Consider the following 13,120-nt stretch of genomic DNA (forward strand, 5'->3'; position numbering starts at 1 on the left):
TTTCCTTATAGGAGGAAAGTCGGAGCGTTTTCTTATTTTATTTAATTTCTCCCATGAATATCCTTAGGTTCTCAACGATTTCCTTGGATCTGGAATGGTGTAAATAGTGTCCACCCTCGAATGTCATCACTTTTCCATGCACAGAGTCTTTAACTTGCCCTTCATGCAGAGGAATCCAATCTTTCACGCCTGTATTATTCGCTTGTATAAAGAATATAATGGGAAGATTCTTGTCGAACTTTAATCCTCTGGCTGCGACAAAGTTAGGATATATATGTTCCATTTCATTTAAGGTAGTGGAATTATTCATATTTTTGAGCGATATCAATTTCATTTGTTTTTTGGTTTCATCATCAAATGGCAGTCCATCATAAGGGTCACCACTTAATTGCAATCCCAATCTAAGAATACCTGAATCTTTGAGCAGCTTTAATTTTTTTATTGGGAATTTAACATCCATACCGCCTTGCTCCGGAACACTACTGTCAACACCCACAAATGCACTCACTTCGTTTGGATATTTCTTCGCATATTCTAGTCCGTAAATACCCGCAATCGAGTGACCCATTAGAATGTATTGATCAATGTTAAGATTCTGTACGGCTTCATGAACTTCATTTACGATATTCTCTGTGGTCCGCTCTTTTTTAGTTTCATCGCTGAGTCCATACCCAAATGGTTCAACCGCCACTACTTTGTAATAGGGTGATAATTCATCGATCAACGGTTTAAAATCAAGCGCTGGCGCACCTGTTCCAAAGCCCGGTAAAAGCACGATGGTCTGTTCACCTTCTCCTTGGATCAAAACATTCATACTTTTTCCGTCAACAGGAACTAACTGACCATATTGATGTATTTTTTCCTGATCTGATTTGTTGCTAATCACATTAACTGTATAAACAACGGCTAGAAAAAGCACGATCAAAATCACAATTGCTCCTACTATTTTCAGCAACAGGTTACGTACTTTATGTTTTTTCTTTTCATTCCCCGTCTTTATTACCTCTGTTTGTGTCACTCTCATCTGCTCCTGTCCTAATCTATTTATTAAGTCGCCTTAACGTTTCGCTAATGAGATCTTAACCAACGAAGATGTACTCCTCATGACAACAATATGAATTACATATGAACAGGCAAAAAAATACTACGGCAGCGCAAGCAAGAAATCTTACCTGTGCTGCCGTAGCATGAACAATGAGGTACGCGTTCAATCTCTCGCAAGGATACCCCTTGAGATCTAATTACTCTGTCGGCGCTATAATTGGCAAGGTAACGATGATGGTCGTTCCTTGGCCAGGTTCGCTTTCCACCTGAATGTCGCCTTGATGTAGCGAAACGATCTGTTTGACGATCGCCAGTCCCATACCGCTACCGCCATACTTACGACTGTGGGAACGATCAGCCTTAAAGAATCGTTCAAATATACGCTCTTGGTCCTCGGGAGAAATGCCAATGCCAGTGTCGGATATTCGGACGGTCACGTTGTTCATATCTTGTTTGATACTGATGTTAATCACGCTATCATCCTTGGAGAACTTAATACTATTTCCAAGGAGATTCGTCCACACCTGACTTAGCAGATCATGGTCAGCCCATATAATTACCGGTTTCAAATCAAGCTCAAAACTGATGTTGCGTGCCGACCATTGGGGCTGTATCGCCACGATTACTCGTCTGATCTGTTCATCAAGACTGAACGTGATAAGCCGCAGTTGTTGGGATTGCGATTCAAGCAGGCTCAGCTTTAACAGACTATCACTCATCTTGGACATCCGCTCCGCTTCAGCAATAATAATGTCGAGATAACGATTCCGCTCATCCTCTGTGAGGGCTACTTTCTTAAGTGCAATTGCATAACCAGATATAGAGGTGAGTGGAGACTGAACCTCATGTGACACATTCGTTACGAACTCCCTGCGCATTTGCTCAAGCTGTTGCAGATCATGCATCATTTCCTCGAAACTATTAGCCAAGGTACCTAGCTCACCCGTCTGCTTAATATTCAATTCGACGTTGAAATCCCCAGTTGCTATTCGCCTGGTTGCCTTTGTCAGCCTTTTGATCGGTCTCACAAGGAACATGGAAGCGACCAGTATCAACAGGCTTCCCGTTATTAACGAATACGCCAAAAAGTTAAATAGCAGATTCCTCGTAGAAGACATAGTAGGAGGTTCAAGCGGCTCCACAAACATCGCCTTCCTTCCCATTTCGGTTTTTAAAGGCATTCCTAAGAGGTTGGAAGAAATAACATTCGGTTTAACTTGAACAGCTTCCCCAGCCAATACTTTCTTTAGTTGCTCCATAGTCACGGTAGCAGGGCTCTCTCCATTAAGCGCTCCATAAGACTGGAACTGACCATCCTCATCGTAAATTCGAATATAATAGGAATCGAGCTGTTTCATTCCACTTACGAATGAATCCGCTTCACGTAACGGTAAAATTTCGTATATCCGGGCGATGTCCTGACCAAAGCGAAGCAAGGGAATCCGCATGTTTTCATTTAATTTATCTTGAAATACCCAGGTTGTCACAAATAAAGCAATCAATGTGCCTCCGATCACGGAGACCAGAAAGGTCAGAACAACACGTGTATATAAGGATTTGATCATTCGTAAACCTCAAGCCGATAGCCAAGCCCCCGCACCGTCTCGATTCGAAAATCAGGTGTAGACGCAAACCGTTCACGTAGCCGCTTAATATGTACGTCTATCGTTCGATCATCTCCAGCGTAATCAATTCCCCAGATCTGATCGATTAACTGCTCACGCGTATAGACTTGTCCGGGCGTACCAGCGAGCTTATACAGTAATTCGAACTCCTTGAGCGGCAACGTGAATGACTCCGTCCCTCTCATCACCTTATAGGTCTGCCGATCAAGGGTGACGTTGCCGAACTGGATCGTCTGGGTGGAACCAATCTTGTATCGCTTCAATAAGGATCTAACACGAACCGTCAACTCCAGCGGATCGAATGGCTTCGTCAAATAATCGTCTGTCCCCAGTTCGAAGCCCTTCACCTTCTCCCAAGTTTCACCTCTCGCAGTTAGCATAAGTAAGGGAAGATCCAGATTAGCTTTTCGAAGCTCCTTACATAACGTCCAACCATCCATAATCGGCATCATGATATCGAGTACAACAAGATCAACCTGCTTTGAGGCGTAAACGGCTAACGCTTCTTTGCCGTCTGCAGCTTCGGCTGTGTCAAATCCGTCGTTACGTAGAAATAAACAGACGAGTTCGCGAATGTTCGCGTCGTCGTCAGCAACTAGTATAGTAGGCATTCGTATCCTCTTTTCCTGTTATCCTTCCTAGCCATTATACTACAATATACTTCCAGCCAAGAAGGAACGCCTTCGGCATCCTTAGAAGATTTACTTTCTTATATTTCAAAAAAGAGCGTCTAACACGGTAATCCGCATGTAGACGCTCTTGGAGTCGTTTGACTTCACCTTCAAACGACTTACTTCTTATTCATCTTAAACTTCAGGAAGAGCTCATTGTAATGAGCAAGCATCCGTTTCCCAAGGTTATCATACACCTCAAGCCGATCCGTAATCTCGGCAGGCGGGTAGAACCGGGTATCCTCGGAAGTTTCCTTCGGAAGTAGCTCCAGTGCAGGAATGTTAGGTGTGGAATAACCTACGTATTCTGCATTCTTAGCCGCTACATCTGGACGAAGCATGAAGTTAATGAACTTATGCGCCCCATCCACATTATCCGCAGTTCGTGGAATGACCATGTTATCAAACCACTTGTTCGAGCCTTCCTCAGGCACTACATAATCCAGTTTATCATTCTCATCCATGATCTCAGAAGCATCACCGGACCATACAATCCCGACCGCAGCCTCTTCATTGGCAAGCAGCATCTTGATCTCATCTCCCACAATCGCCTTAACGTTAGGAGACAGCTTATTTAGCTTGGTCAGCGCTTCTTGCAGGTGAGCTTCATCCCGGTCATTAACGGAATAATGTAGGCTGTTCAAAGCCATACCCATCACTTCGCGTGCTCCATCCACCAAGAAAATGTTATTCTTCAGCCTGCTGTCCCAGAGGGAATCCCAGCTGGTGAAGTCCATCCCTTTGGTCATTTCCGGGTTGAAGATAATCCCGACGGTTCCCCAGAAGTAAGGCACGGAATACTTGTTGCCAGGATCGAACGAAAGGTCCATAAACCGCGAATCAATATTCTTTAGATTCGGAACCTTACTATGATCCAGCGGTATGAGCAGATTTTCTTCTTTCATCTTGGCAATGGCGTAATCCGAAGGAATTACGACATCAAATGTAGTTCCACCCTGCTCCACTTTAGTTAGCATGGCTTCATTAGAGTCAAAGGTTTGGTAAATAACCGTTAATCCGGTCTCTTTTTCAAATTCCTTCAACAAATCAGGATCGACATAGTCGCCCCAGTTATAGATAGTCAGCGTATTTCCTCCGGAATAGCCCTCTCTCGAGTTCATCCAGGAGCCCAAGTACATTAGCGCGAATGCCGTGATCATGATCGCCAGAAAAGCATTTACCAGCTGTTTCATCTAGGCACCCCCGCTTCCGCTACTGGCTCCGCCACAGCTTCCGAGGTATTCTGACGGTTCTTCTTAAGGGTCAGGAAGTAATAACCGACAACGAGCAGTATCGTGAACAGGAAGATCAGTGTCGATAGCGCATTAATGGATAACGACACCCCTTGCCGAGCTCTGGAATAAATCTCAACCGATAGCGTCGAATAACCATTACCCGTTACGAAGAACGTAACTGCAAAGTCATCCAGTGAATACGTAAGCGCCATGAAGAATCCACTAAATATCCCCGGTTTGATAATCGGCAGAATAACCTTAGTCAGAACATCCTTGCGGCTTGCACCGAGGTCACGTGCTGCATCCGTCAGTGAAGGACTCATATCCTGTAAATGCGGCAGAATCATCAACACGGCAATCGGTACACTGAACGCGACATGCGAAAGCAGGACGGACACGAAGCCAAGCTTGATGCCTGCAATGGTGAACAGAATCAGGAACGATGCACCGATAATGACATCCGGACTAACGATCAACACGTTGTTTAGAGATAACAAGGTGTTTTTAGCACGGCGGTTCTGCACACTCTTAATGGCCAGTGCACCAATAATAGCGATAAGAATGGCGATAGCCGAGGACAGAAGCGCGATTACAAGCGTGTTGATCATAATGATAATCAGCCGCGTATCCTGAAGGACCTCACGGTAGTAATCCAGCGTAAAGCCCTCGAACTTGTGCATCGTTCCCCCACTGTTGAACGAATAGTACATCAAATAGAAGATTGGCGCATACAGAACAGCGAACACCAGAACTAGGTACAGATTGGAGAACCCGTTTTTATTTCTCATTCCGCACCCCTTTCCGCGATCCGCCGGTAATAATCATGAACAGCGCCATAATAGCAATCAGAAACACTGCAACCGTGGAGCCCATACCCCAGTCCTGTGTGACCAGAAAATGCTGCTCAATCGCAGTACCGAGCGTAATGACCCTGTTGCCCGCAATCAGACGAGTAATCATAAACAGGGACAGCGCTGGTATGAATACCGCCATACAACCGGCACGTACGCCCGAAATGGTCAATGGAAAAATAACACGCCGGAACGTCGTCCAGCCCGAAGCACCCAGATCACGTGCCGCATCCAGCAAGGATAGATTAAGATCCTCCAAAGCGCTGTAGATCGGCAAGATCATGAATGGGATAAAGATATACACTGATACAAATACAAAGCTGAAGCCCGTAAATAAAATTTGCTGTTCCCCGATTCCAAGCAGATCAAAGAAATTGTTGATCGGTCCGAACGTGCCGAATATGCCAATAAAAGCGTAAGTTTTCAGCAGCAAATTAATCCATGTCGGTAAAATAATCAGCAATAACCATAGCTGCTTATGCTTCGTTCTCGTCAACAGATAAGCCGCCGGATAGGCGACCAGCAAAGAGAATGCTGTAATCAAAAACGCATACCAGAATGAGGTTAGCGTCATTTTTAAGTACACAGGTGTAAAGAAGTTCACGTAGTTATCTAGCGTAAGATGCCCATCCAGATCAAATAGAGAATAATAGATGACAAGCAGCACTGGTGCGATTACAAACAAGGCGATCCATAGGTAATAAGGGATGAGATAATACGATCTGCCCTTATTCTTCATGACTCTCCACCTCGCCGTAAGCCTCCAGACGTTTGTCGAACTCTTCCTCCGTTTCACCAAAACGCATAACATGAATCGCTTCCGGATCAAAATAAAGGCCAATTTCACTACCTACAGTCGCCTTACGTGTAGAATGCACAAGCCATTCATGTCCGGATTCATCATAACAACTGATTTCATAGTGGACACCCCTGAACAACTGGGAATCCACTCGCACACGTAGCTTACCCTGTTCCAGTGTTGAAATTTCCAAATCCTCGGGACGTATAACAATCTCCACAGATTCGTTTGGTTTAAGACCGGCATCGAAACATTCAAAGCGGCGACCGTTAAACTCCACCAGATAGTCTTCAATCATAACACCCGGAACAATGTTGGACTCGCCAATAAAATCAGCCACGAAACGGTTAATTGGCTCATCATAAATATCGTTAGGTGTACCGCTTTGTTCGATTTTGCCTTTGTTCATGACAAAAATCCAGTCGGACATCGCGAGTGCCTCTTCCTGGTCATGTGTAACAAAAATAAAGGTAATGCCAAGCCGTTGCTGCATTTCACGCAGTATATACTGCATCTCTGTACGCAGCTTCAGATCGAGCGCAGATAGCGGCTCGTCCAGCAATAGAACCTGCGGCTCATTCACAATCGCACGAGCAATGGCCACGCGCTGCCGTTGACCACCAGACATTTCGTTAATGGCACGCTGCTCGTAACCTACAAGGTTAACGAAACTTAGCGCTTCCTGCACCTTCTTCGTGATGACGTCTTTCTTAAGCTTCTTAATGCGCAGTCCGAAAGCCACATTCTCGAATACGTTCAGGTGTGGAAATAATGCGTAATCCTGAAAGACCGTATTGACCTGCCGCTCATTGGCTGGAATGTGGTTAATCACTTTACCGTTTAAATAGATAGAACCGCTTGTTGGCTCTGCGAACCCAGCGATCAATCGTAGAATAGTCGTTTTACCACAGCCTGATGGACCAAGCAGTGTATAGAATTTGCCGCGCTCTATCTCGAAGCTAACTCCTTTTAACACCGGATCTTCGTCGTCATATTGCTTGGTAACCTCTTCAAATGAAATAATGGTGCCTTCCTGAATAGCTATAGCTAACAACCTCCCTGCCTAAAGTATCACAATACTATTTTACCCGCATCTCGCGGAGAACAATCGAATGGGCATGCTCAGCGCTAATAAGCGACAATTCCTCCTCTCATTCGACACTCCAATAGATATAGCATATTAGATTGTACCATTATATGCGATAGCTTACATGGATAAGGAATGCGTAAACTTAACAACTTTGTAAAATATCCAATCCTCCAAGCCTTTTTTAAGGTGTTATAATGAAAACGAACTGAAAGACCAGATAGTTTTTTCATTTTTTTCCGAAAGAAGATGAATGATAATGAACGAGGGGTTACAAGACCGCCTTGAAAAATATGGTTTCTCACTTTACATGATAAGAATTACGCTGGCTGCTTCACTTTCATGGGTCGCCGTACACAGCATATATGGTAGCCAATATTTATACTTCGCACCCCTTGCGGCTATCCTCATCACCCAAGCCAGCGTTAAAGCATCGCTTGAAAAAGGAATCTACCGCCTGATCGGTATTATTCTTGGCGGGATCGTTAGCCTAGTTGTTGGCCAGTTTTTTGATGTAGGTGGACTTTCTATTCTGCTCATTCTACTCATCGGGATTGGTATCGCTACTGCCTGTAAGATGAACATTCAAGCTGTCTCACAGGTGGGGGTTACTTCCGTTCTAGCTCTTACTTTTTACCAGAATGACTACGTGCTTTGGAGAATAGGGGAAACATTTATTGGTGTGCTGATCGCCCTGGCCATCAATATGATTATCGTGCCGCCGAACAGGTTCGTCAAGGTAAAAGCATTGGCATTCGAAGGAAGTCTTCTGCTTGCGGATGCATTAAAAGATCTCGTAGGCGTAAGACGCGATTCTCCGAAAGACAATTTGCTGGAGGAAGCAGGTAAACTCCTGTCGAATAGCAGCCGGGAACAGAAGGAAATGTTCTATACCCTCACACATTATCAGTGCCGTGGTGAACTGAAGGGGCTCATACAGGCTACCTCACATCTAAAAAGCATTCATTCCTACGTCAAAGAAATCGCCGACGATATTCGTCTTCTACCAGCGCATCACGCCTCTTCGGACTGGATGAAGGATGTGCTGGATTCAACCGCAGATTGCATTGCTCTTTATGGAACCAGAACCTTATCAGACGCAGAGTGCCAACGTTCTCTTGCCGATTGTATAGAGCGTGCTCGTGACCTGCAATTGGCTAGTTTCTCTGAACTGCAAGGGAATTGTTCGCTATCAAGCATTCGTGATCTCGGTGCGGTCTTCAGTCACCTAAACCGGGTGTTGGAGGAAGTAGAACGTGCTAAATCTGCTACTTATGTTGTAGCCACTCGACCCTCAACGGCTGAAGCCGCACGCGCTTTACGTTTTATTAAAAAGGGACTCTCCCAGAAGCTATAAGCTTCGGGAGTGTCCCTTTTGTTCAAATATAAGAAAGTATAAGTTTCACACTATACTTTATCCTTATATTTCATCAATATGCCCTCTTGCAACCCTGATTACTACTTATACTTTCTTATATTTGAACTAAACCGACTGCTTCGCGGCACGCCCTATCCGCACATTCACCAGAACGATGCTACTAACAATAAGCAGTAGACCAATTACAAGATTCAAAGTAATCTGCTCATTTAAAAAGACTACGCTAGTACCTATCGAGATCAGTGGGATCAAAAAAGTGAATGATCCGACCTTCCCTGCCTCTCCCTCGTTAATCAGCTTGAAATAAATCAGCCATCCTAGCGCGATCACAAAGACTGCAATAAACATTGTATCTGCTATAAACGTTCCACTCCAGGTGATATCGGACCACTTCTCTGTAGCAGATCCCGAAAGTAGCAAAATGATACCACCGATCGTTATTTGCATAGCGGTCATCCATAGCATATCCACGCGCACAGCATTTCGTTTCATATATACCGTTCCTAATGCCCAGCTCAAAGCACTGGCTAAAGCAAGCACAATCCCCCAGATAGAGATACTTCCGTTAAGGCCTCCAATACTGAGGGAGCCTACTCCGATGAACCCTAGCAACAGACCTGCCATTTTGAGACCGTACATGCTCTCTCCTAACCACAACCATGAAAAAATGCCTAGCAATACCGGCTGCAGAAATACAATGGATGAGAACAATCCTGCGGGTACATACTGCAAGCCAATCGTCTGAAATCCATAATAAAACACGATACTTAATATAGCCGAGGTCAGATAGACCGGCCAGAGCTGCTTGAAGCGGAGCTCCTTCACCTTAGGAAGTGCAATTAGAATCAGAATCAATCCGCCGATGACGGTTCGGATACCTGCAAATAATAAGGGCGGAGCGTAGTCTAAGGCGATTTTGGATATAGGCCAATTAATGCCCCATACAATCACCAAAAATATAAGAAGGATGATGCTTTTCTTCTGCTGATTCATGTATTCACTCCTTGGTGTAGATTCATCACAAATGATACAATAATTAAGAATATAAATGAAATGAATAATACTCATAAGGGGCATATCATATTTGTTATGAACAATACTCAAATTCGTTTGTTCGTCAAAATCGCGGAAAGCGGTAGCTTTACCAAGGCTGGTGTAGAACTGAATATGACCCAGCCTGCTGTCAGTCGAGCGATCTCGTCTCTAGAAGCCGAACTGGATGTTAAGCTATTACTTCGGGATCGGCGTAATGGCCTTATGCTTACTGACATTGGTAAGCGTATCCTTGTTATTTTTCGTGAAATTCTAATGGGCTTTGATAAGGTCAATCAGGAGATTTTTGCGGAGAGGGGACTTGAGAAAGGAAACATTCGGATTGGGGCTTTCCCTGTGGCTTCTGCCTATTTTTTGCCGAAGATTATTAGCTCTATCGCCGAACGATATCCCAATATCACGATCAGCCTGCAAGAAGGCTCTATCGCCGAAGTCAGAGAGTGGCTGGAATCCAAAGAAATTGATGTTGGCTTATTGCTCGCTCCCTGCGAGGCGTTCGAGACTATCCCATTATATAGAGAAAAGTTATACGCCGTAATTAGAGATGACCATCCCTTGCGTATGCGGTCTGTCATAGGTGTGAAAGAATTAGCGGGTGAGCCTATGCTGATCTGTAAAGCAGGATATGAACCACCTATAGTGGATTTATTCCGCAGAAGCAGTAGCCATTTGAATGTAAAATATGTGGTGAATAACTATGCAACAGCTCTTAATATGGTTCAAGAGGGACTGGCTGTTGGTGTGATGTCTGAGTTGTCTTTGTTATCTTTGCCGCCTAATGTAGTTACCCGCGAACTGCAGCCCGACGCCTACAGAGATATACATATCGCGGTTAGCTCGATTACGGATACTTCCATTGCTGTGAAAATGTTCATTGAGACAGCTCTGGATCTCTTTACTAAGCCCAAAAAATCGGATGATGAGGAGTGCTGAGAATGAACTTTAAAAGACTTGGAAATAGCGGATTACAAGTATCCGCTTTGGGACTGGGGACGAACGCTTTTGGCAAAAGGGCGGATCAAGAAACCTCCATTCAGATTGTACATGCTGCGCTGGATCATGGCATTAACTTTATCGATACCGCTAATATTTACGCTGGCTCCGAATCCGAGCGTATTATCGGTCTGGCCTTGGAGGGGAGAAGACCTGAGGCTGTTCTCGCCACTAAAGCAGGCTTAGTTAAGAATGACGGACCTAACGGAAGCGGATCCTCTCGTCGCCATTTGATGCAGGAATTAGAAGATAGTCTTCGCCGCCTAAAAACGGACTATGTCGATCTATACCAGATTCACACTTTCGATCCCTATACGCCACTTGAAGAGACGTTACGGACCTTGGACGATATGGTATCTTCGGGAAAAGTGCGCTATATCGGGGCTTCTAACTATACAGCATGGCAATTAATGAAGGCGATTGGAATTAGCGAGGCACGGAGCTTCGCCAAGTATATTTCGATTCAGTGTAGCTATTCCTTAGCGGACCGGACCCCGGAGAATGAGCTTCTCTCCCTTTGTCTTGATCAAGGTGTAGGGATCATTCCTTATTTTCCACTGGCGGGCGGAATTCTCACAGGGAAATATAATTCAAGCGGCTCCGCACCTTCAGGGTCCAGAGCAGATACCGATCCTAATTTCAAAAGATTCCTTGATCAGGACCGGATCGAACTGGGGAATACAGTGGGGCTGATCGCTGAAGAACTGGGAACCTCTTCTACTGCACTTTCCTTAGCTTGGCTCATGAATCGGCCTGCCGTCTCGACGGTTATTGTTGGAGCTACTCGTGTGGAGCAACTGGAACAGAATTTGCATAGTACCTCCATACAACTTAGTGAGGAAACTGTGAGTAGGCTGGATGAAGTAAGTAATTCCTTTCGCTTCGGTGAGCCCTTCGCCTTTTATCGGCTCCCGTAATCGGACCTATTACAATAAAGGAGGGAAGTATGATGACACCACATTCAACGGCTAGCATCCAAGCGATACTTGAAGAGCATAAGGACTTTTTTTATCGCGGCACAACTAAAGAGGTTACTTTTCGTCTGAATCAGCTGCAAAAACTTAAAGACAGTATTAAACGATACGAGAGTCGTATTATTACTGCCTTATATCAAGATTTAGGAAAAAGTGAGTTCGAGGCTTATGCCACAGAAATCGGCTTCACCTTGGACAGCCTCGGTTACATGATGAAGCATCTTAAACGTTGGGCGAAGCCTGTAAAGGTTAGATCACCACTACATTTATTTCCTGCAAAAAGTTATATCTTAAGCGAGCCCTACGGAACCGCACTCATTATAGGCCCATTTAATTATCCATTTCAGTTGCTGATCGAGCCGCTGATCGGTGCCATTGCCGCCGGCAACTGCGTTGTCCTCAAGCCATCGGAGAGCACACCCGCCGTCACGGCTGTTATAGAGCAGCTTATTCAGGAAACCTTCGAGCCACAGTATATCCGTGTAATTCAGGGGGAGAAAGAGACAACGAACCTACTGATCCATGCCAAGTTTGATTATATTTTCTTTACAGGCAGTGTTCCTGTCGGCAAAATTGTTATGGAAGCCGCTGCGAAGAATCTAGTGCCTGTAACCTTGGAGCTTGGCGGGAAGAGTCCGGTCATTGTCGACAAATCAGCCGATCTTGATATTGCAGCGAAGCGAATCATATGGGGCAAATTATTAAATGCCGGTCAAACCTGTATTGCGCCTGATTATTTGCTCGTGCAAAAGGACATTGCTAATGAATTGATCGCCAAAATGAAACATCAGATCACTGAATTCTACGGTCAGAATGCGCAGCCGAATACAGATTATGGCCGGATCGTAAATGAGCGCCAGCTGCAAAGACTTGCAACCCTCATTGAACGGGATCGGGAAAAGGTGGTTATTGGCGGAACCGTTATTTCAAAAGAACGTTATATTGAACCTACACTAATCTATCCTGCGGCTTGGTCTGACGCTTCTATGGAAGATGAGATCTTCGGTCCGATTCTACCTATTCTGGAATATCAAGAATTGGATGAAGCTATCCGGAGTATTAACGAGCACCCGAAACCACTTGCGCTATACCTGTTCACAGAGGATAAACATGTTGAACAAGAGGTGCTTTCCCGAGTCTCATTCGGAGGTGGCTGCATCAATGATACGATCTCGCATGTGGCGAACGCTAGCTTGCCGTTTGGCGGGGTAGGTAACTCTGGAATCGGCGGTTATCACGGGAAGCACAGCTTTGAAGTCTTTTCCCACCGCAAAAGCATCGTCAAGAGAGGCACAAGAATCGATCTCGGGATTGTATACCCACCCTATGGTAATAAGATCAAGCTGGTGCGGAAAGTATTGAAATAGACAAAGCAGCAAGCCTCCCTTGACCGGGAGGCTTGCTGCTTAT

At 44.9% G+C, this 13,120-nt stretch carries 12 protein-coding genes; 4 read left to right on the forward strand and 8 right to left on the reverse strand.

The features are described from left to right. Nucleotides 1–37: 37 nt before the first annotated feature. From UQ64_RS24920 to UQ64_RS24950, 7 genes are all read right to left on the reverse strand, one after another. On the reverse strand, nucleotides 38–1,018 hold the full coding sequence (locus UQ64_RS24920; RefSeq protein ID WP_060626069.1) for an alpha/beta hydrolase: 981 nt from the start codon (nucleotides 1,016–1,018) through the stop codon (nucleotides 38–40). A 223-nt stretch (nucleotides 1,019–1,241) separates the two neighbouring features. After that, on the reverse strand, nucleotides 1,242–2,609 hold the full coding sequence (locus UQ64_RS24925; protein WP_060626070.1) for a sensor histidine kinase: 1,368 nt from the start codon (nucleotides 2,607–2,609) through the stop codon (nucleotides 1,242–1,244). Then, a complete protein-coding gene (locus tag UQ64_RS24930) occupies nucleotides 2,606–3,280 on the reverse strand; it encodes a response regulator transcription factor (RefSeq protein WP_060626071.1) in 675 nt (224 codons plus the stop codon). The genes UQ64_RS24925 and UQ64_RS24930 overlap by 4 nt, the downstream gene beginning before the upstream one ends. A gap of 179 nt (nucleotides 3,281–3,459) precedes the next feature. Beyond that, the gene (locus tag UQ64_RS24935; protein WP_060626072.1) at nucleotides 3,460–4,533 is read right to left on the reverse strand and encodes an ABC transporter substrate-binding protein; all 1,074 of its coding nucleotides are present in this window, start codon (nucleotides 4,531–4,533) and stop codon (nucleotides 3,460–3,462) included. Further along, nucleotides 4,530–5,363, reverse strand: a complete 834-nt coding sequence (locus UQ64_RS24940; protein ID WP_060626073.1) for an ABC transporter permease — start codon at nucleotides 5,361–5,363, stop codon at nucleotides 4,530–4,532. The genes UQ64_RS24935 and UQ64_RS24940 overlap by 4 nt, the downstream gene beginning before the upstream one ends. Continuing rightward, nucleotides 5,353–6,165 (reverse strand): ABC transporter permease, encoded by an 813-nt coding sequence (locus tag UQ64_RS24945; protein ID WP_060626074.1) that lies wholly within the window; start codon nucleotides 6,163–6,165, stop codon nucleotides 5,353–5,355. The genes UQ64_RS24940 and UQ64_RS24945 overlap by 11 nt, the downstream gene beginning before the upstream one ends. After that, the gene (locus tag UQ64_RS24950) at nucleotides 6,155–7,264 is read right to left on the reverse strand and encodes an ABC transporter ATP-binding protein (protein WP_042194671.1); all 1,110 of its coding nucleotides are present in this window, start codon (nucleotides 7,262–7,264) and stop codon (nucleotides 6,155–6,157) included. The genes UQ64_RS24945 and UQ64_RS24950 overlap by 11 nt, the downstream gene beginning before the upstream one ends. Nucleotides 7,265–7,622: 358 nt before the next feature. Here UQ64_RS24950 and UQ64_RS24955 point away from each other — a divergent pair, with 358 nt between their 5' ends. Then, a complete protein-coding gene (locus UQ64_RS24955) occupies nucleotides 7,623–8,669 on the forward strand; it encodes an FUSC family protein (RefSeq protein ID WP_209445876.1) in 1,047 nt (348 codons plus the stop codon). Between the two features lie 126 nt (nucleotides 8,670–8,795). Here UQ64_RS24955 and UQ64_RS24960 read toward each other — a convergent pair whose 3' ends face one another. After that, a complete protein-coding gene (locus UQ64_RS24960) occupies nucleotides 8,796–9,683 on the reverse strand; it encodes a DMT family transporter (RefSeq protein WP_060626076.1) in 888 nt (295 codons plus the stop codon). Nucleotides 9,684–9,779: 96 nt separating this feature from the next. Here UQ64_RS24960 and UQ64_RS24965 point away from each other — a divergent pair, with 96 nt between their 5' ends. From UQ64_RS24965 to UQ64_RS24975, 3 genes are read left to right on the forward strand one after another with little or no spacing between them, the layout of a single operon-like run. Then, nucleotides 9,780–10,676 (forward strand): LysR family transcriptional regulator, encoded by an 897-nt coding sequence (locus UQ64_RS24965; RefSeq protein WP_060626077.1) that lies wholly within the window; start codon nucleotides 9,780–9,782, stop codon nucleotides 10,674–10,676. Between the two features lie 2 nt (nucleotides 10,677–10,678). Continuing rightward, nucleotides 10,679–11,653 carry an aldo/keto reductase gene (locus tag UQ64_RS24970; RefSeq protein WP_060626078.1) on the forward strand — a complete coding sequence of 325 codons (975 nt, stop codon included), beginning with the start codon at nucleotides 10,679–10,681 and terminating at the stop codon, nucleotides 11,651–11,653. Nucleotides 11,654–11,685: 32 nt separating this feature from the next. Next, nucleotides 11,686–13,077 (forward strand): aldehyde dehydrogenase, encoded by a 1,392-nt coding sequence (locus UQ64_RS24975; protein ID WP_060626079.1) that lies wholly within the window; start codon nucleotides 11,686–11,688, stop codon nucleotides 13,075–13,077. Nucleotides 13,078–13,120 lie beyond the last annotated feature (43 nt).

The sequence above is a fragment of the Paenibacillus etheri genome (genome assembly GCF_001012825.1).
GTDB classification, from domain to species: domain Bacteria; phylum Bacillota; class Bacilli; order Paenibacillales; family Paenibacillaceae; genus Paenibacillus_AQ; species Paenibacillus_AQ etheri.

Excerpts from the sequence above, each read along its gene's own strand:
- UQ64_RS24955 (WP_209445876.1), top strand. The coding sequence starts at position 7,623 with ATGATAAGAATTACGCTGGCTGCTTCACTTTCATGGGTCGCCGTACAC.
- UQ64_RS24940 (WP_060626073.1), bottom strand. The coding sequence starts at position 5,363 with ATGAGAAATAAAAACGGGTTCTCCAATCTGTACCTAGTTCTGGTGTTC.
- UQ64_RS24960 (WP_060626076.1), bottom strand. The coding sequence starts at position 9,683 with ATGAATCAGCAGAAGAAAAGCATCATCCTTCTTATATTTTTGGTGATT.
- UQ64_RS24945 (WP_060626074.1), bottom strand. The coding sequence starts at position 6,165 with ATGAAGAATAAGGGCAGATCGTATTATCTCATCCCTTATTACCTATGG.
- UQ64_RS24965 (WP_060626077.1), top strand. The coding sequence starts at position 9,780 with ATGAACAATACTCAAATTCGTTTGTTCGTCAAAATCGCGGAAAGCGGT.
- UQ64_RS24935 (WP_060626072.1), bottom strand. The coding sequence starts at position 4,533 with ATGAAACAGCTGGTAAATGCTTTTCTGGCGATCATGATCACGGCATTC.
- UQ64_RS24930 (WP_060626071.1), bottom strand. The coding sequence starts at position 3,280 with ATGCCTACTATACTAGTTGCTGACGACGACGCGAACATTCGCGAACTC.
- UQ64_RS24970 (WP_060626078.1), top strand. The coding sequence starts at position 10,679 with ATGAACTTTAAAAGACTTGGAAATAGCGGATTACAAGTATCCGCTTTG.
- UQ64_RS24925 (WP_060626070.1), bottom strand. The coding sequence starts at position 2,609 with ATGATCAAATCCTTATATACACGTGTTGTTCTGACCTTTCTGGTCTCC.
- UQ64_RS24975 (WP_060626079.1), top strand. The coding sequence starts at position 11,686 with ATGACACCACATTCAACGGCTAGCATCCAAGCGATACTTGAAGAGCAT.